The sequence below is a fragment of the Bacillus cereus group sp. Bce041 genome (genome assembly GCF_052646455.1).
Genome location: NZ_JBQXON010000004.1, coordinates 387,085 through 403,967 on the forward strand (window position 1 = coordinate 387,085; position 16,883 = coordinate 403,967).

The following is a 16,883-nucleotide window of genomic DNA, read 5'->3' on the forward strand; positions in this document are numbered from 1 at the left end:
TAATTAGTAGTACTCATCCTGTATATGATCAAAGAGTCCTTTCTTCATGCAATACGCAATGTAGGCATTAAAGCGTGGTGTTTTTCGATAGCCACCACTTGTTAAAAGGATCATCCTCATTTTCGCTAATTGATTTACAATTGCTTTCGCTTCTTCTTTATCGATAGAAAGCATCGCTTCAACGTCACCAAGTCGTAAGTACTTCTGCTGAGCAAATAGTTTAATAAACTCATAGAACTTCATTTCACCTGTTAACGTATCGATTTTCTTAAGATCAGCCGTAAACTTCTGGTATCTTTCTTCAGTCATTTCTTCCTCTTTTATTGCTAAACGAGCATAGTAATTTAAGCCGCAACCTGGAGCATTGTATAAAGCTTTTAAATACTCCCCAATAAACTCAACGTGTCCCGGCCAAACTTGAATTCTTTCACCTGATTCATCAACCGAATGCGTAAGAGCGGCAAGTGCTACTGCTAAACGAGCTACTTTATTCCGCTGATCTGAAGGAGAAACAAGTGGTATGTCATTCGCATTTCCATATACTTTCGCAAGGTCTGTCGCAACTTCCAGTACTTTATCAATCGTACCGTCTGTAAATAACACGTCCTCCGGCTTACGTGACCATGAAAATAAGATGTTATTTTTCAACGTATCCTTTTGTATGATTGATGGGTACGTAGCAAGTGTTTGGTTATATAATTCAGGATCCACGTCACTGGCTCTCATAAATACCGCAAAGTCAAAACGACGTATATCCTCATTATTGAAAATATCTTTTAAGCTTTCAGCGCCTTGAGAGTAATCAGCAAGTCGTTTCCCTTTTGGTACGTTCCCTGACATAATGGCACGTACTCTACAAGGTGTTTCAGCTGTTACAGCTCGTTTTACTTCTAGCTTCCCGTCAGAGCGAGCAAGTGTCATTTCGCCGTAATCGTCTTTTGTAATACCTGTATCCTCATCGATCCAAATCATTTCTTTGTCCGCTAACGGCCATGCACCCCAAACGATGTACCATGCACCTTGAGCACCTGACTGTTCCATCTTGTATGTTAGACCTGTACGAGACGTACTTTCCGCATTCACTCGTGTTCCAAGTCCTGCATATTTCATTATTTTTTCAATGAGCGCGGACTTACCGGTACCTGTATCACCTACTATTTTTAATTCCACCCAACCACGTAACGGATTTAAATCCCAAGGTACCTTAAAGCGAAGGACACTATGAAGTGTTAACAATACTGCAAGTAGCGTTTCATCGCGTTCTACGATGTGTGTTACGTTGTACGTTAAATCGTTACAAATAGCTCCTAACTTTTGTTCAATCGATTCTGCTGTATAATCTGCCGGCTGAAACGTTGCCAAATCTTCCTTCACTTGTTCATTTAGCTCAAAACTTTCAACCACATCCTGAAGCGGTACCGCACTCTTTACAAGTAGTGTTGACTCCTGGTTCTTTGGATGTGGGTATACATAACCTGTTAATTCGTAGTACTTATTCTCACTTACGTTTAGTCCATTTACGGCGTACACTTTTCGTAGTACATAATTCCCTTTATGCTGCTCTTGCTTTTCGTCATCTTCTTCAGCCATCGGGATTACAAGTAACTCTTCCACGTTCATGTTCTCTAAAATATCCGTATTGTATTTCGGGCAATTCGGTATGCCTGATATTTCTCGTAAAATACCTTTTATGTTATCGTCACCTACACCCGTCATTTGAATAACTTCCCGATCACTTACACCCAGGTCTTTGTATCCTGTATGCGTATGGATGTCGTATAGAGGGCAATGTACCTTTTTACAACTTTCCCTGCCCCAGCAATGGTACTCAATGTTTTTCGGAATGATGTAAGGCGTATGCTTTTTACCTGCAACCATGACACGTGTTTTTACAAGCTTTCCAGTAAGATCTGCATTCCCTGTCTCTGCTAAATGAAGTAACTTTGCATTTTCCTCTTCTTCCGCATTCTTCTTAATGCAGTGGCACATATCACCCGCACATGCTACACGCTCATATTCTTTGCTGCCTGGTTTCTTTTCGCCATGTAGTGAACGAATAAACGCGCAACCAAATTTGTATGTATTATCACCGCTGTATACCGCATCAACAACACTTCTCGTATTTGCTACACGCTGTTGTTTTCCGTACTCGTTACTCTCAGATGTGAATTTAAGCACCCAGTCTTCCAGCTCTTTCATTGTTTCTTCTCTCGTGTAGCCAGCGTCTTTGAAGTAACATGCAAGCTGTACTGTTGCCTGGTTTCGGTCACCGTCTTTTTTCCAGCCACCATTTAAAATATCAACGACACATGCCGGTGGTTTATCTTTCTTAAACTGGAATTCTTCTTTCGCATACTTACGAGCACTCGTTGCTGCAGCTTGTTCATATTCTTCTGTCTTATTTATTAGTAAATACCCCGTACGAGGTCTGTATTTCATGGCCTTTTTACGTTCTTCTGCCGTATAAGGTAGATCGTCAGCGTGTCTTGGTGATTTCGCTAAATCTTTAATTTCTTCCAACGTTAATTTGTTTAATTCATTTACACTAATTTCTGTTTTAAATAGGTTCGTTTTTTGATGCATACTGTTCGGTAAACGAATCATCCGTTTTTCTGTATACACCACAAGGTCTAGTGACGTGAGTCCTAGTCTATGGACTAAGTACCCAGCCATATGTTTGAAGATTTTATGAAGGTCGTTCCTCGGTTCAATACCGAGCGCATCGGAGCTTATTAAGATGTGGAATCCTTTTGATCCAGAAAAGTAAATCCACATATCCGATTCACGAATATCCATCTCTTTCGTAAAAAATTCCACCAGCTTTATTGCATCCTTTTGGCTGACTGATGGGTCTTCCGCATGGTCAAGGTCAAAATATAGGGGAGCAATAAATGCCTCCCCCTTTACTTTTGTGTCGTTCGCAAATCGTTGAACTGTAGCAAAGCAATTGAAATTGAATGCCTCTCCCGTTTGGAATTGCTTCACTTCAGAGGAAGGGATTCGTTTCCACGGAATGCTTCTACCGTTCTGATTGCTGTACCATGCGTCTACATATTGATACTCACTTGTTTTATCTTTCTTTTTTGCCATTTGTAGACGCCCTCCTTAATTATTCTGAAGCTTGTTCTGTTTCTTCCACGTTAATTCCGTAATCTTCTGGTTTAAATACACCAACAGGTTGGAAGTCGATACCGATCCATTGGTTACTAGCGTTTGTACGACTTTTACGTTCTGTTGTTACTAAGCGTGTAACAATTTTATTGACACCTAATTTAGATGGAACACCTAGAGCTTTATATTTCCCTGTATATACATTCATCGCAAAACGACCGAAAATAATTGTGTCTGTCGGGCTAAAGCTCATTAAGTAGATACGAGGGAAATCTTCTGGGCTTAACGTTGATACTGGAACAACTGACGCCATATAGCGAAGTTGAATATCATCTAATTCATAACGTTCTTCTGCTTGAGGGTTTTCAGCTAGCCATTGATTGAATACAACTTCCGCATCTTCTTTTGTTTTTTCCGCCACGATCAACTGACCATCTTCAGGAGAATCTTGTTTCCCCCATACAGACCAACGTTGCTCACCGTATCCGATTACTACATCAATATTGTCGCCGTACATTACATTTTCATCATCTTTTTCTACGAAATTCCCTTTCTTGTTAACCGTTAACCACTCGCCCATACGGACGAAATCCATATCAAGACCGTTATTCGCTTCAACGAATCCCTGCTTTGTTTCTTCTAAAATTGCTGAAATATAATTGCTGCCATCGTTTCTTTTCGCCACCGTGTTATTTTGTACCACTACTTCATTTTGATTTGTTTCTTGTGTCATTATTTTTTCCTCCCGCGCCCCTGTAGGCCATGTTTTTTCCATGCTTTTCGTTTTGCTTGGCTTTTCTTTTTTCGATAGGTTACTTTTCTGTTATACGAAATCTCGTAATCTTTCGAATCGTATTCCGGAACCTCTACCATTATCGGGATTCCTCGTTGAAGAGTTAAACTTTTACCGGATCCTCTTGCAAACACCCTCATCACTTTTTTAACGATTTTTTGACCTGTTTCTTTCAAACCCACTTACTCCACCTCTTTCGCTGAAGCAATTAGTTCTGTGATTTCATAAAGCGCACCCACATATTCGTACTTTTCCATCGTTATCACCCCTTTCACCAAGGCATATCATTTAAGAAGTCAGCCACTGTATCGCGTTCTGTTTTCGGCTTTCTTGGTACCGTTAACCCGATTCTGCTGTATACTTTCCTACGGCTGTGATATTGGTCCTTAAATACTCCAACATTGTAGTCAACGTAATCGAACCAGTATGCTTCTTTATCCGGATTGTTCCGATCTGGACGCATGATACGTCCAATTTCTTGCTCTACTGATGAACCACTATTACTCTCACGGGAGTCACCACGTTTCGGCATTACCATGTGACCAACTACTAAATGCTGCATGTCCAGTCCTTCACGCGCTAACTGAGTGGCAAACAAAATATCTACTTCTTTTCTGTCGCAAGCCTCTAAAATGTCTTTACGTTGTTGTTTTGTTACTTGCCATTCACGAATTTCTTTTTCTGAATACTGAGCAACCTTTACCTGCCAACCGTACTTACCTTGCTTTTTATCTACCGCATGACCACTATTGATAAGCTGCTGTGCATGTTTTTCGCTTTTTGCTTTTCTCCATGTATAACGACTAATACCTCCGTGTACTACAGCTGTTCTAACATCGATACCGAATCTTGCTTTTGCCATTCGTTTTACGAGTTCTTCAAGTACGAAACAGTAGCGAACTGATTCTGTTATAACAATGGATGGCCCTAAACTTGCAGACTCAACAATATTCTCAGAAACTAACTTCGCACGCTTTTTATCAGAAATGAGGTGCCTTATTAGATCTGTGTAATCAAGATTTTCTCCACCAGCATCCACACTATCAATCTCGTTACGGTTACTTGCCGTCTCGTAATTGAATTCGGTATATACGAATTTCACTGTCGGTTTTACCAGTCTCCCAGCTTCATACATTCCATCTCTGCTAATCTCATACACTTTTGGACCTACACCGTTGTACATGTAGATTTCTAATCCATCTTTTCGGGAAGGTGTTGCGGTGAGACCGATCACATTTTCAGCCGTTAACTTCCCAGCCGTTTCAATGAATTGTATTGCTGGAAAGTGATGGGCTTCATCCACTACTACCGTCCCGATAAAATCATTTAGTGCATCGATTATTTGTGGATTTCGCTGCAAGGTTTGTACTGTAGCAACGATTAGTTTACCGTCTCCCCAGTCATGTACGCCGTCACCGAAAAAGCCGATACGACCGATACCAGGCATTGTAGCCTTAGCTCGCTTTGCGGATTGATACATTAAGTCTTTAGTGTGCGTGAGCCATAGAGCCGCTTTACCTTTTTCATAGATATAGCGCATGCCCATTACGGTTTTACCTGAACCAGCTGGTGCTACACCTATTCCGTTTTCTTGCATAAGTGCTTCAACCATTGGTGTCTGGTCTTCTTTTAAAACAAACCCGTCATCCCATTCCCCGAAACTAACATCTCGGCCATATGAAATCTGTGAGGTAATAACTTTACTTGGGTCGTAGCCTAAGCTTTTCAGTACCTCTTGCAACCTTGACAAGAAGCCTCGAGGCGTAACAATGTCACCTCTGTCATATACAAACAATTCAAGTTTTGCTTGTACGCCCCATGTAGGTCTACGTTGTTTTTTTGCTTTCAAATACGCTGGATTATCGAATGTTAGCGCCTTAGTAATTGCTGCCTTAAGAGGTGTACTAGCACCTCTTATTCGGATGTTGTGTTTTACAAAGATTTGTAGCAAGTGAGCACCCCCAATAGATCGTAAGAAGGTTCGTGGTATGTAAGTCTTGGAAGTGGTACACAGGGAACCGCCTGACTTTGAAATTCTTCAAGTTTTATATGGTTCACATTCCGTTTTTTCATATGAATAAGAGCTGTAATAAGTCTGAATGCATAAGCCTCATCGAGCCCCTTGCTATCGTTTAGAAAACTAATAAATACTAAACCTAAATTTCTATCAATAATTTGATCAAAATCTCGTAAACCGAGAATCTGATTTGGTCTCATATAATCTAATGAAAATCTACGACTCTCAGTACGTTTCATCTCCGCTAATATATTTACTTCAGGGGTTAACACAATCTCATCACCTGGACGAGTTGCACCTGCACCATCTGCAATTCTCATACGCCATACATTCGGAATTTCTCTCCAGCTTCTTCTGATTTCGGCTTGGAAATCATCCCCACGTTGCTGACGTTCACGCTGTTTATTTCTCATTGCTGTTTGTTTTGGATCCATAGCAACCTCCTTAGTTATCAAACCAAAATACTAAACGTATATCTTCTTCCGTTGTCTTCCAATAAGGGTGGTCATGATCTTTCAGAAACCCTTTTAACTTATCGATAGTCTCCATAAATCCACTCATTGTACCCCTTATAGTTGTGTTGTAATATACAGTTACCCCTAAGAGTTCAGGGATAATTCGTGTAATTTTTTCACCCAGCATCTCTCTAGCTCTCTCTTCACTCCCATAAAATTCCGCCGCTTCAATCACTTCATCCCAATTGAAACTTAGTAATTCTTTCAAAGTTAAATACGAATGGGAATGTCCATCACGATCCCAATAATCACTTATTTTTTTCACCTCAGGACTTACATCTACTGGTAACCCTTTTGGTTCACTAATTGGTGTAAATCCTTTTCCATTCCTCACATTGGCTAAGATTGCAAACAAATAGTAGTTACGTCCTTTATAAATATGATCATCATAATCAATAATCATATGTCGTTGATCATCTTCAGGGTGAAGAACTTGCTCTTGATTTACCGTCCATTTATCAGCATTTATCCATACCCCGTTTTCTCTTTTCTCATCTTGATATGGATATCTTTTAACCTCTACATATGCATGGATATCGCACCCCATTTCTCTACCCCCTACGCTAAAAATTTCAATAGATTTGCTTGTACGTAAGCTTTTGCCTTTACAAGATCAGCTGATTCTTTCGCTGTTTCCCAAGCATCTTTTGTTTGATAAATTTTGATATCAATAGAAGCTAATTCTTGCTCTATCTCAGTAAGCTGTTGACGTTCTTCTTTACTGTAGTGTTGTCGGTACGCATCACGTAATGTGTCGTTAGTAAGAGCAACCTTTTGATCATTTACATAAGCAAATTGATTACGCCCTTCACCTTGGATTTGCATAAACGCTTCGGCTTCTTTTAGTTCTACAGCTGTCTTCAGCTTCACTTTTTGTTTAATTAGTTCTGCTTTCTTACCATAAGCTTCTTCACGTGCCTTACCTTTTTCAAGAACATCTTGTACTGCAGCATCGATTTGTTGTAAGGATGCTTGTAACTCAAGTGGATCTAATACTCGAATGTAGTCTGTCGGTACTTTCTTACCTAAAATTTCGGTTGCGGCAGCAAGTAACTTTTCTTTCCCATGGACTTCTTGTAGGCTACGAATTTGATTATTTAATTCAGTCATTTATTGAAACCTCCTCAGGATTTGTACAACGTATCGGTCGAACCAATTTTTCAATTGATACTTTTTCTTTTAAAACCTGGTCAATACTGATTTCTACAATTTCGATATCTAAAGCCCACTTCGGTGTGTAGCCAGCAACCTTCAACTTTAGAGGAGTAAAACCAACTACAATACCGTTCCAATTTGTTTTACAGTCTTTCTCTTTTTTACTAGAAATACATAATTGCACCGGTGTACCTTCACCTAATTCGTTTTCATCAAATTGCGGTTTAGTAACAATCACGCTCGTAATCCCTCCTTTGCCTCCGCTATTTTTGTTAACGCTATTTCCACCACATCAGGATTAATACAATCTGTCTTCGCTATACTTTCAACAATTGTATTAATATCAACTAGCACATCTTCTCCTGTTTCCGTTTGAATTAATGAGGCAAACTCCTCCATCGCATACGCTCGTTTCTTCTCAGCTTCAATCCGGCTACGGTCAAGTACTTCTTCACCAGGTTTTGCACTTTGAAGCGGAATCCGTTCTAAATCAAAAACACGGGGTGCTTTCACATCGATTAGAAGAACAGAAATCTGTCTTCGCATCTCAGCCTCTGACGCTGATAATCGTGTCAGGCTCCCATCATTCACAAACACTTTTCCATCAGAACGTTCATAGATACCGAAACCTGTATGGTCATGGCCGCACAAAACCAAATCCGCCTCTGTTTTTACATCCTGTACTTTTGTGTATCGGTCAAAAGGTGGATCGTGATCAAGTAGCATGCCGTGTGCTACGTGTATTTTTGTTGAATCATAATCTTCAATAACTTCTGGAGAATAACCATATCCAGCTTTATCAATTCGGTCACTGTATGGTGTAAATGTTAGCTGTACATGATTACCATCTTGATGAAACATATGAGCTTGTCCAGGATCATTAATGACTGTAAGCTGTGGAACGATTAACTCCAGTACTCTTAGGCTTGTCCGTTCATACGTTGCAAGATTGTACCCGTAAATATCGTGATTACCAGCTGTTGTATAAATTGGAACTGGACTTTCTTTCAATACCTTTGCGAACTCTAGTAACACACTTGTCGTAACCTCAGGCCTATCGAACGTATCCCCAGGTTGAATAATTGCTGTCACACCTTTGTATTTAGCTAAAGCAAAAATCTCACGTAATTTTGCAATTAATGCCTCTTTGTAGTTATCCTTACGGTTACGAGGATTCGTACCTCGTATATGTGGATCACCGAAATATAGAAACTTCATACTCTCACCTCTGCTTTTTCGTGTTCTTCGTAACGTTGTATCTAAGGTAATACCGCCATCAACAATATGGCGCATTAGTGAAGGGTGCTGGATTGTTTTTCTCTGATAACTTCCTTTGTAACTTCACCTGTTTTGAGATCTATTGATACATCGTCTTCTTCTTTGATACCTAAAGCATTTTGAATTTCTATACAAGCCGCATCATGTCGGTCAAAAATTGGTTTTAATAGTTCCTCAGTGCGTTTTATATACTTCTCACGAATAGGTGCAATCTCAGCTTTATATTCAGCTTGAAGTTGTTCTTTAATAGCTTTCTCCGCTGCATCTGCAGCTTGTAATTCCTTTAACTGAGCTTCGGTTGCTTTCCCGACAACTTCCTCAGTAATTTTTAAACCTGCAGCATTAGCTAATGCACCTTTTAACACATTTTTAATTTCGCATTTCATACACATATCCAGATCTCCCTTTCTATAAAGCAGTTACTATGCTTTTCCCTTGTTTTTGAGTCACACCAAGTGCTACGTCACCTATCTCAGCCAAGTGAGTACTGTGCGTAATTAAAATGATTTGACGTTTAAATTTTGTACTGTATTCTTTCAAGAAGTACGCCACGTTCGGAGCATATTCTTGACTCACGTGCTTTCCAACCTCATCTAAGAATAATGGGCCTCTTACACCACTAATCTCTCCTACGGCCAATCTGAGCGCTAGACTAACTACGTCTGCTACACCACCGCCGCGATCATAATCAGGTGGCTTTAATTGCGTTCTTACATCTTCAGACTGTAACCAGTACTCTGCTACCGGTTGATTACTTTTTACGGCAATTTCAATTTCAAATCTGTAGTCTTTGTCAAATACAACTGTTAGGGCTGACGTAACAATTTCTTCTATACGACGTTTTGCTTGCTGCCTTGCATAATCGCTTGTCTTCTGAAGTAGAATTTGCACTAAATCAAACTCCCCAAGTTGCTCCTCAGCTTTTGCTTTTCTTGCTTCTGCGCTTTTTTGTTGCTTAACTAACAAATCACGTTGACCGATTTTCATTTTCAATTTATCGCTTGCCTGACGGATATCCGCTCTTGCTTTTAGAAGCTCGTACATAAAAGTTGCCTCCTTATACCTGCGGGATGAGTCGTTCTACATGCTCCAGGTTTTCTTTAACTGATGTATCAAGCTTATTGATTTCTTCCTGGATCGTTTCAGGCGTTACCCCGTACTGCGCCATTTGTTCAGCGATTTCCGTTAATTGCTTTTCAGCTGAAGACTTTTCCGCCTCTGCTTGGATTTTTGCTGTTTCTGCTTTCTTTAAATTTGCTTTTGCAATTTCAATACGTTGTTTTAATTCCATTACTCATTTCCCCCTTCAAGTTGTTTTGATAGTAAATTTTGTAGCTCGGATTCCACAAATTTTTCTTTATCTTTTAAGTGCCCAATTATGACATAGCGAATAAGCGTATCTAGTTCTTTACGATTTACCATATTTAATTTGTGAATACTGTGATAAACATGATGCCTACGAAGATCTATTTCAAATTGACCTTCCCCACTTTCTAGCGCAGCTAACGTTGACTGCACTTCAGAAAGTGCTGTATTTAAACGTCCAACGGTATTAACGTACTCATCAATTTCTTTTGTATTTACCAACACTAATCACCCCTCAATGAGAATGTTCAAAAGACATCGGCGATTCGCATAGCGGACAAACTCCACCAGCCTCGTTCCATGTTTCTTCCAATTCCTTTGTGTAATTTTCAATGTGCTTTTCATATAGTTCCAATGTGCTTGTACTATGACGAACTCTTTGATGCCAGATCATATAGTTTCGTAACAACTCTTTTAATTCAGCTAAATGAGTGACATTGTTCTCAGCATTTGCAATCTGTATTACCACTTCTCTCGGAACATTTAAATGTTCCGTACGACTTGTCCAGCTCATATAATAATTGTGTATATTTTGGTATTTTTGTAAGAGCACACTCATTTGACTTAGTTGTGTAATACTTGCTTCACATTCTTGTAGTTGATCTGACGTATTACCAGGTACAGATAATCTTTTTACATCCATACTTGTTTTTTCGTAGCGTTGTTTAACCACGTTATGTTGTACAAAGAGTTTCTTTAACTCATCTGTTTTCTTTACTTCCTCTTCAATCACAGCTACATTAATGTTTTCAATTACAGTTAACCTCCCGACCTGCAATTGAGCTTCTTGTAATACTTGACTATACTTCTTATAGTTTTGTGATAAGATAGAAAGCAAAGAATATATTTCTTCAGATTTAGTAGAATCTTGTAATAAGTTACTTACTTCTACTAATCCATCAAATTGTTTTAATGTTTCAGTCAATGTCTTCTTGGCGGTGGACAGTGACTCGTATCTTTTTTGTAAGTCCAGTAGTGTTTGCAGACGCTGCTGGTCTTTTTCTGTTTCTTCAAGTATTTGTATAAGAACCGGCACTTTTGAAAGCCTCTCATCCTCAACAAACGCTACACGGAATTTTTCAAATGCTATCTGTTGTTGAGTTTGTAGTTGCTGCAGTACCTCTTTCTTTTTATGCAATTCCTCCACGTGCTCCATCAGACTTTCAGCTGTTTTTAACTGCTGTACTTTATCATCCACATCCAAGTACTCGAGTAAGTTACCTGCTAATCTCTCAATTTCTTTTTCAGCTAGTAACCTCTCTTGTCTTGCTGCGTATGTATCTTTTGAAACACTTTTTACCGCGAGATCCACAGCTTCTGTTCCTGCTAACTTACCTAGTACTTTTGCACCCGATGATGGTGTCTCACTTATTAAGAACGGGGCTTCGAGCTGAAATGCGAAATTTAAAGCAGTAACAAAATCTCCAAATGTTTGCTTTGTGATACCGAGTAATTGTTTTACTTCTTCTGGTACTTCTGACTTCTCAAATACGCTTCCTACATCCCCATGATCTGTTTGGATTCTGTACGATGTTTTCCCTTTTCTACGATGCTTCGAAATAATAATGCCGTTATCCAAGTGAATCGCAACCGTAGCATGTCCAACCGATTCGTTAACAAAAGCCTCACCTTGAGGTTCGTTAAATGCTATCCAGCGAACTGCTCGTATGATGGATGTTTTACCACTATCAGATGGTCCGGTAATTACGTTCAGCCCATTTCCTAAATTGAAATGGCTATTTGTATGTGACTGGAATCCTTCTACGAAAATCTCATTAATGTTGGCCAACACGTTCACTCCTTTCCGTTAGCTTTAACATGGTGTTTACCGCTTGTTCTTCTGAGCCATTCTTGAAGTAATTTTTACTTTCGCAACATACAGCTTTTACGTCTTTTGCTTTTACTAATCGAGTCGCATAAGTCACGTACCGTTGCATGTGTATCACCTCCTTTCAATGATTTAACTTGCCTTTACTTCCGCTTTCTTTTTTCGTGTAACAGTTACTTTGACATTGAAATAGTGTTCATATACTTCCTTAAACACATCTTCAATTTTCCGCCCCCCGTAAGTTTCTTCCCCAATATACAAACCTGATTTCTTTTTCCGCATACTCCTCAGCCCTTTACAGTTTTATCAACGTAATGAGGATAATGTTCTAAAAATTTTTCTTTTGGTGGAAACCCCAGTTCAAACGATTGTCTAACTTCTTTTTTACTGGCGTTTCGCAAGTAAGAGGGTAAATAAAAATGTTCCATAGGGAACCCAAGTACAATTGCGATTTGCAAGGCTAATTTTCCTCCTGGATCGCGTCTACCAGTCTCTAAATCTGCAATATGTCCAGGGGTTACACCAACCTTATCTGCTAGAGCCACCTGTGACATACGTTTTTTACCACGTAAATCTGCTAACCAAGTTCTTTTCATATGTCCACCTCCAGACAACCTTTAATGATTTTATTATACTGGCGTTTTGCAAGTAAGTAAAGTGGTATTTTTATTTTTTTCTAGTGTATTCTATTCCTCACTCTCCAAAAATATCCAAATCATTGTAAATTTCACTTGCAATATGCGTACATTTTCCATTGTGTAATTGTGCCCTAAAGTGTTATCTTATATATAGATAACATCAAAAAAATAAAAAACGTTTTATATATTTTCATAAAAATTATAAAAATAAAATCAAGAAAAAATATAAAAAGAATTTAACGGGGGTAAAAAGTATGGATATAGGAACTCAATTAAAATTCTTACGAAATAGACGCGGTTGGACAATGCAAGAAGTCGCAGATCGTATTGGTAAAAACGATTCTACGTATAGTGGATATGAGACAAATAAAAGAAAACCAAACGCTGAAGTTCTTGTACAGTTAGCAGACATATTTGATACTACTACAGACTTCATCTTAGGAAGAACAGAAAATCCAAACGGTCTTAACTTTAATGTAAAAGACTTTTTAGATCAAGGAAGACTTCATTCTGATGGGGTAGAAATTACTGATGAGCAAGCTGAAATTGCTAATGTTCTATTAAGACAACTCCTACAAAGAAAACAGCAATAAGTAAAAAAGGATTAGCCAGATGCTATTCCTTTTTTTGTTGCAATATAGTTGTAATTTGATTGTACTGCTCCTGTGTAATCTGTCCTTGCTTATAAAGTTCCCCCATCAGATAATTCATATCACAACTTACATTTTCAGCACCGAATAATTCACCGATTAAACGTTTTGTTTCTTGTTTTGCAGTCTCTTTTTTCACCTTATTTCCTCCCCTTCATCCTTATAAGTTTGTGAAATATGTATCAATTGGTATAATTTTTCCGAAACCTCCAAAAACGTGACACGCCTATAAAAGACGAAAGACGCTACTATAAGTAGCGTCTTTTTAAATATTCATTTATCTTAATGTACTACATCCCACCTGGATCGACCATCATTAATTGTACTTCTTTAGTATGTACAGTAGCTTTTTCTTTACCTAAATCTTTAGTCTGATCTGAACTAGAACCGATAACCCCAATTGATAACGCAAGTGCGCATAATGTAGTGATTAAAAATTTTTTCATTTTACAACACCCCTTCAGTTATTAAAACGCGCTTCGGAAGTTGCGCATATATTATATTTCCCGTTTTTTCAAATTCTTCTAAAGATTCCCTCGCAATTATTGTATCATTTTCAATTCTAGAAAGATAGTACATTTGAAAAGCAGATAAACCTTGATCTTTTAGCTTTTCAAAAATTTTATAACCGTTTTGCTTATCACCATATAAACACTCATAATAAGCAAGATCACCATCACTAATAAAATCAAAATCAATATTATCTAAATTAAATCCGAACTCAATATATAAAAAGGCAAGAGTCGTTTTAAAAGAGTTATATTTTTGAGTTCCTTTTGGTGAACTTATGCCTTCAAGACATTGAATAGCTTTCAAAATATATTTTTCTGCCATTAATGGATTCTCAAAAATATAACTTTCCCCCAAACAACAATATGCTGTAGCCTTTACAACTGTGAAATTCAATTCGGAATTTATAATGGCATGGCACGTAGCTCTACAGCTATCAATTTCATTGGCATGCAACTGAGTGTAAGCAATTCGTTCCATATGCTGCATACGTAAACAATCTTTGATATAACCGTTATCCATCTTAGCAATATAAGCTTCTGCAGCTTCCGCGTATGATGACATAGCACTATACCTTTGTTTATCATATTCTGCTGCCATTAGTAATGTATTTAATAATACCTGACATTCAAAATCTGATGAAACACGTGTCTCATATATTTCTTCTAGTAGACTTTGACCCTTTTTCCGATTCATATTCCGATGGTTATATAGCGTATATACACTTAAATATTTACGTACATCTTTTTGAAGCTTTTTTAAGTCTGGATCTTCTGTTTCCGCTTTGAACTTTTCAATTAGCGCATCTATAAGGTCATATTCCCCTGCAACCTGGCAATAACTCAATCCTTTTCTTACATTCAAGCTAGTTCCACATTTTAAAATAAAATCTTTAATCCTTTTTGTTTGTTCTATGGGACTTTTATACACATGACGAACCAATTTTTCAAAAACATCAAATTTCATTTCTCCAGTAACAAAAGATAGACCATTTGTAATTGTTGTTCTACTAATACCTGTATCTTTCGCTAATTTTCTTGTACTCATATTTTTTGACTGGATCGTGTTATTTACTTCATTCATCAAAGTCCTCATCCGTATCCTCCTAAATAGAACACAAGACACAGCCCCTGATTTTCTCAACAGGAAAACGTTCACAATAATTATGTATGCTTGAGAAGTATGTTATACTTAATGCTGACTCATGGAAAGTTTTCCCTACATACACTAGGGTAAAACGTTACAACAGTGTTGCCGCACTACTGTAACGCCGTGGGTCTTTTTGCTCTTTTATTTTATTATTTTCATCTTATCATAAGATTCAGAACATTCGTTTCACTCTTTTCTCAAACCATATTGAGAAAGTTTTTTCTAAATCTTCCAGAATTCCCGCAAAAATATCTTACCACTAAACGAACAACTGTTCTAGTTTATATTCTGATTTTATCCGAAAAATTATCAAATGTTGTATTTAAGCTGAATTTCTTGGTATTTATAATTTAAAAATAATGCCTTATTTATAATATAGGCATGAACACATTTAGAGAAAATTTAAAAAAGTTTAGATCAAATCGTTCTTTAACACAAGCGGAACTTGGAGATATGGTCCAATTAAGTCGTAGTCAGGTTAGTAACTTAGAGCCCCACTTTAATGAACCTGGCTCAAAATCTTTAGATCGTATCGCCAATTTCTTTAACACATCGGTCCATGCACTTTTAGGAAGAAATATTCCGAATCTGAAGAACAATTAAAAACCATTCTCGATTCATCCAAACGGTTTTCGCAGGCATGGATGAATCACAACGAGAACAATTTTGTAAGCAACTCCTTTTCTACATACAATTTCTAAATCTATAAAAAGCAAGAGCTTTTGTTTGAAACAAGCTCCTGCTTTTTATTTATATGCATCTTTGTCGCTATTAGTATACCAGACAGATGTCCCACCATGACCACCTTGGTGTAGCCACATTTTACGCGGAACATTATTTTCTCCAAGTGCTTCCCACCACTGCGCGAACTGTTTCGTTTTAACATTCCAATCGTTTAAACCATGAACAACAAATACACTCGCTTTTACATTTTTAGCATCTTTTACATAGTTACGTTTATCCCAAAAATCATTATAATTACCTGTTTTTCGGTCTTGTCCAGCCGTTAACTCTTTTATAACTTGTCCGCAAACTTCAGGGGTTTCCCTTGTCAGTACTGCTTCTGCCATATTATCTGTATCTTCTCCTTGATACCCGCCTGGAGCAATGACTGCACCATTTGCACGATAATAATCATACCAACTACTAATTGCTGCGATTGGAATAATTGTTTTTAAACCTTCAACTCCAGTAGTCGCAACAGCATTTGGTAATGTACCATTATAAGAAACTCCAGTCATACCTACATTGCCTGTAGACCAATTTGCCTGAACTTCCTCACCCTGTTCTGTAAATGCTTTCGCGCGACCGTTTACCCAATCAATAACAGATTTTGTCCCAAGTATCTCTTGTTCATCTCCAGTTGTAGGGCATCCATCTGATTTTCCAGTACCGATACTTTCGCCTAAAATAACTGCATAACCTCTTGGCACGTAATAGTTCCCATACGAACCAAGATTAATCGCTCCATACGGTTTTCCTTCATACGCATACAATTCTTCATCTACATTATATACAGGAACATCTTTTAATCCAGATCGATATGGACTCATTTCATAAATAACAGGAACTTTCACATTCGGATCTGTCTTTGGACGCATAACTTTTATCGATACTCTGTCTTTCTTACCGTCTCGATCACTATCAACTTCTGTCTCTACATATAAATTTTCGATAATAGCTTCATCGAGAGAATAAATCGGTTTTGTCATCCCATTTTCTAATTCAATTTTCGTATTTTTAGTCTCTTCCTTCTTCTCTGCATGCACATCCATAGTAAAGCTAGGTATAATTGTTGCAGATAGCATTGCTGACAGTGTAATTGCCATTTTCTTTTTACTCAAAATATTCCCTCCCCTTATTCGTTCTCTTTT

At 38.0% G+C, this 16,883-nt stretch carries 22 protein-coding genes and 1 pseudogene; 2 read left to right on the forward strand and 21 right to left on the reverse strand.

Annotated features, from left to right (window positions below):
- Positions 1-3: 3 nt before the first annotated feature.
- The 17 genes from ACUN13_RS16285 to ACUN13_RS16365 form a co-directional block, all read right to left on the reverse strand.
- Positions 4-3,090: a DNA primase small subunit domain-containing protein gene (locus ACUN13_RS16285; RefSeq protein ID WP_440039347.1), complete on the reverse strand. Its 3,087-nt coding sequence runs from the start codon at positions 3,088-3,090 to the stop codon at positions 4-6.
- 19 nt (positions 3,091-3,109) lie between these two features.
- Complete coding sequence (locus ACUN13_RS16290) at positions 3,110-3,844, reverse strand: hypothetical protein (RefSeq protein WP_144488853.1); 735 nt, start codon at positions 3,842-3,844, stop codon at positions 3,110-3,112.
- On the reverse strand, positions 3,844-4,086 hold the full coding sequence (locus tag ACUN13_RS16295) for a hypothetical protein (RefSeq protein ID WP_144488852.1): 243 nt from the start codon (positions 4,084-4,086) through the stop codon (positions 3,844-3,846). The genes ACUN13_RS16290 and ACUN13_RS16295 overlap by 1 nt, the downstream gene beginning before the upstream one ends.
- An 89-nt stretch (positions 4,087-4,175) precedes the next feature.
- Positions 4,176-5,753, reverse strand: coding sequence for a DEAD/DEAH box helicase (locus tag ACUN13_RS16300; RefSeq protein WP_440039375.1), 1,578 nt, complete (start codon positions 5,751-5,753; stop codon positions 4,176-4,178).
- A gap of 83 nt (positions 5,754-5,836) precedes the next feature.
- Positions 5,837-6,355, reverse strand: coding sequence for a hypothetical protein (locus ACUN13_RS16305; protein ID WP_440039349.1), 519 nt, complete (start codon positions 6,353-6,355; stop codon positions 5,837-5,839).
- 10 nt (positions 6,356-6,365) lie between these two features.
- Positions 6,366-6,983 carry a hypothetical protein gene (locus ACUN13_RS16310; RefSeq protein ID WP_086395754.1) on the reverse strand — a complete coding sequence of 206 codons (618 nt, stop codon included), beginning with the start codon at positions 6,981-6,983 and terminating at the stop codon, positions 6,366-6,368.
- A gap of 11 nt (positions 6,984-6,994) precedes the next feature.
- On the reverse strand, positions 6,995-7,546 hold the full coding sequence (locus ACUN13_RS16315; protein WP_086395753.1) for a hypothetical protein: 552 nt from the start codon (positions 7,544-7,546) through the stop codon (positions 6,995-6,997).
- Complete coding sequence (locus tag ACUN13_RS16320; protein WP_000637402.1) at positions 7,539-7,829, reverse strand: hypothetical protein; 291 nt, start codon at positions 7,827-7,829, stop codon at positions 7,539-7,541. The genes ACUN13_RS16315 and ACUN13_RS16320 overlap by 8 nt, the downstream gene beginning before the upstream one ends.
- Positions 7,826-8,884 carry a metallophosphoesterase family protein gene (locus tag ACUN13_RS16325; protein ID WP_440039351.1) on the reverse strand — a complete coding sequence of 353 codons (1,059 nt, stop codon included), beginning with the start codon at positions 8,882-8,884 and terminating at the stop codon, positions 7,826-7,828. The genes ACUN13_RS16320 and ACUN13_RS16325 overlap by 4 nt, the downstream gene beginning before the upstream one ends.
- Positions 8,884-9,261 carry a hypothetical protein gene (locus ACUN13_RS16330; RefSeq protein ID WP_086395752.1) on the reverse strand — a complete coding sequence of 126 codons (378 nt, stop codon included), beginning with the start codon at positions 9,259-9,261 and terminating at the stop codon, positions 8,884-8,886. Before ACUN13_RS16330 ends, ACUN13_RS16325 begins: the two co-directional genes overlap by 1 nt.
- Before the next feature lie 16 nt (positions 9,262-9,277).
- A complete protein-coding gene (locus tag ACUN13_RS16335) occupies positions 9,278-9,913 on the reverse strand; it encodes a chromosome partitioning protein ParA (RefSeq protein WP_086395751.1) in 636 nt (211 codons plus the stop codon).
- 13 nt (positions 9,914-9,926) lie between these two features.
- Positions 9,927-10,160, reverse strand: a complete 234-nt coding sequence (locus tag ACUN13_RS16340; protein WP_000421150.1) for a hypothetical protein — start codon at positions 10,158-10,160, stop codon at positions 9,927-9,929.
- Positions 10,160-10,456: a hypothetical protein gene (locus ACUN13_RS16345; protein ID WP_000248330.1), complete on the reverse strand. Its 297-nt coding sequence runs from the start codon at positions 10,454-10,456 to the stop codon at positions 10,160-10,162. Before ACUN13_RS16345 ends, ACUN13_RS16340 begins: the two co-directional genes overlap by 1 nt.
- A 13-nt stretch (positions 10,457-10,469) precedes the next feature.
- Positions 10,470-12,026, reverse strand: coding sequence for an AAA family ATPase (locus ACUN13_RS16350; protein ID WP_086395750.1), 1,557 nt, complete (start codon positions 12,024-12,026; stop codon positions 10,470-10,472).
- Positions 12,010-12,171 carry a hypothetical protein gene (locus ACUN13_RS16355; RefSeq protein ID WP_001190219.1) on the reverse strand — a complete coding sequence of 54 codons (162 nt, stop codon included), beginning with the start codon at positions 12,169-12,171 and terminating at the stop codon, positions 12,010-12,012. Before ACUN13_RS16355 ends, ACUN13_RS16350 begins: the two co-directional genes overlap by 17 nt.
- 23 nt (positions 12,172-12,194) lie before the next feature.
- Entirely contained in the window at positions 12,195-12,344 is a 150-nt protein-coding gene (locus ACUN13_RS16360) for a hypothetical protein (protein ID WP_165498052.1), read from the reverse strand.
- 5 nt (positions 12,345-12,349) lie between these two features.
- Entirely contained in the window at positions 12,350-12,658 is a 309-nt protein-coding gene (locus ACUN13_RS16365; RefSeq protein ID WP_440039354.1) for a helix-turn-helix transcriptional regulator, read from the reverse strand.
- A gap of 296 nt (positions 12,659-12,954) precedes the next feature.
- On the opposite strand from ACUN13_RS16365, the gene ACUN13_RS16370 reads away from it, so the two are divergent.
- Positions 12,955-13,293 (forward strand): helix-turn-helix domain-containing protein, encoded by a 339-nt coding sequence (locus ACUN13_RS16370; protein WP_000351123.1) that lies wholly within the window; start codon positions 12,955-12,957, stop codon positions 13,291-13,293.
- 22 nt (positions 13,294-13,315) lie between these two features.
- On the opposite strand, the gene ACUN13_RS16375 is transcribed toward ACUN13_RS16370, so the two are convergent.
- The 3 genes from ACUN13_RS16375 to ACUN13_RS16385 all read right to left on the reverse strand — a co-directional run bounded on the left by ACUN13_RS16375 (position 13,316) and on the right by ACUN13_RS16385 (position 14,943).
- Positions 13,316-13,489: a hypothetical protein gene (locus tag ACUN13_RS16375; RefSeq protein ID WP_086395748.1), complete on the reverse strand. Its 174-nt coding sequence runs from the start codon at positions 13,487-13,489 to the stop codon at positions 13,316-13,318.
- 151 nt (positions 13,490-13,640) lie between these two features.
- Positions 13,641-13,796, reverse strand: a complete 156-nt coding sequence (locus ACUN13_RS16380) for a hypothetical protein (RefSeq protein WP_165498051.1) — start codon at positions 13,794-13,796, stop codon at positions 13,641-13,643.
- Position 13,797: 1 nt separating this feature from the next.
- Positions 13,798-14,943, reverse strand: coding sequence for an AimR family lysis-lysogeny pheromone receptor (locus tag ACUN13_RS16385; RefSeq protein WP_086395786.1), 1,146 nt, complete (start codon positions 14,941-14,943; stop codon positions 13,798-13,800).
- 519 nt (positions 14,944-15,462) lie between these two features.
- On the opposite strand from ACUN13_RS16385, the gene ACUN13_RS16390 reads away from it, so the two are divergent.
- Positions 15,463-15,612, forward strand: a complete 150-nt coding sequence (locus ACUN13_RS16390; protein WP_256933800.1) for a hypothetical protein — start codon at positions 15,463-15,465, stop codon at positions 15,610-15,612.
- Between the two features lie 182 nt (positions 15,613-15,794).
- Here ACUN13_RS16390 and ACUN13_RS16395 read toward each other — a convergent pair.
- Positions 15,795-16,853: pseudogene (locus ACUN13_RS16395) on the reverse strand (CocE/NonD family hydrolase); the annotation flags it as partial.
- Positions 16,854-16,883: the final 30 nt, after the last annotated feature.

Excerpts from the sequence above, each read along its gene's own strand:
- ACUN13_RS16285 (WP_440039347.1), bottom strand. The coding sequence starts at position 3,090 with ATGGCAAAAAAGAAAGATAAAACAAGTGAGTATCAATATGTAGACGCA.
- ACUN13_RS16290 (WP_144488853.1), bottom strand. The coding sequence starts at position 3,844 with ATGACACAAGAAACAAATCAAAATGAAGTAGTGGTACAAAATAACACG.
- ACUN13_RS16305 (WP_440039349.1), bottom strand. The coding sequence starts at position 6,355 with ATGGATCCAAAACAAACAGCAATGAGAAATAAACAGCGTGAACGTCAG.
- ACUN13_RS16310 (WP_086395754.1), bottom strand. The coding sequence starts at position 6,983 with ATGGGGTGCGATATCCATGCATATGTAGAGGTTAAAAGATATCCATAT.
- ACUN13_RS16315 (WP_086395753.1), bottom strand. The coding sequence starts at position 7,546 with ATGACTGAATTAAATAATCAAATTCGTAGCCTACAAGAAGTCCATGGG.
- ACUN13_RS16325 (WP_440039351.1), bottom strand. The coding sequence starts at position 8,884 with ATGCGCCATATTGTTGATGGCGGTATTACCTTAGATACAACGTTACGA.
- ACUN13_RS16330 (WP_086395752.1), bottom strand. The coding sequence starts at position 9,261 with ATGTGTATGAAATGCGAAATTAAAAATGTGTTAAAAGGTGCATTAGCT.
- ACUN13_RS16335 (WP_086395751.1), bottom strand. The coding sequence starts at position 9,913 with ATGTACGAGCTTCTAAAAGCAAGAGCGGATATCCGTCAGGCAAGCGAT.
- ACUN13_RS16340 (WP_000421150.1), bottom strand. The coding sequence starts at position 10,160 with ATGGAATTAAAACAACGTATTGAAATTGCAAAAGCAAATTTAAAGAAA.
- ACUN13_RS16355 (WP_001190219.1), bottom strand. The coding sequence starts at position 12,171 with ATGCAACGGTACGTGACTTATGCGACTCGATTAGTAAAAGCAAAAGAC.
- ACUN13_RS16360 (WP_165498052.1), bottom strand. The coding sequence starts at position 12,344 with ATGCGGAAAAAGAAATCAGGTTTGTATATTGGGGAAGAAACTTACGGG.
- ACUN13_RS16365 (WP_440039354.1), bottom strand. The coding sequence starts at position 12,658 with ATGAAAAGAACTTGGTTAGCAGATTTACGTGGTAAAAAACGTATGTCA.
- ACUN13_RS16370 (WP_000351123.1), top strand. The coding sequence starts at position 12,955 with ATGGATATAGGAACTCAATTAAAATTCTTACGAAATAGACGCGGTTGG.
- ACUN13_RS16380 (WP_165498051.1), bottom strand. The coding sequence starts at position 13,796 with ATGAAAAAATTTTTAATCACTACATTATGCGCACTTGCGTTATCAATT.
- ACUN13_RS16385 (WP_086395786.1), bottom strand. The coding sequence starts at position 14,943 with ATGAATGAAGTAAATAACACGATCCAGTCAAAAAATATGAGTACAAGA.
- ACUN13_RS16390 (WP_256933800.1), top strand. The coding sequence starts at position 15,463 with ATGGTCCAATTAAGTCGTAGTCAGGTTAGTAACTTAGAGCCCCACTTT.